Genomic DNA, 273 nt, shown 5'->3' with positions numbered 1-273 from the left:
TAGTAGCCCTCGTCGTACTCCTCGACGATCTGAAAGGTCCAGCGCCCCGGCAGGACGTTGCGCCCGAGCAACTCGGTCTCGATGCGGTCGGCGAGCTGGACGTGACCGGCCTGCCGGAGCCACTCAACGGCCAGGCCGAGGGTGCGGTCTGCACCGCCGGTCAGCTGATGGAACGCATACAGGTAGCCGCGAGCCCGCTCGGTCGTTTCCAGCGCCTCCGACATCTTGCCCAGCGCCGCCACCGTGAGGTCACTGACGCCAGCGGGACGCCGA

Annotated in this window: 1 pseudogene; it reads right to left on the bottom strand. The window is 68.5% G+C overall.

Annotation, left to right across the window (positions count from 1 at the left end):
- Positions 1–273 (bottom strand): annotated as a pseudogene (locus GV792_RS28930) (hypothetical protein); the annotation flags it as partial.

The sequence above is a fragment of the Nocardia cyriacigeorgica genome, assembly GCF_010868145.1.
Classification (GTDB): Bacteria; Actinomycetota; Actinomycetes; order Mycobacteriales; family Mycobacteriaceae; genus Nocardia; species Nocardia cyriacigeorgica_D.
Note: the sequence above shows the minus strand (reverse complement) of the source record. Positions and strands in the feature narration are given on the sequence as shown.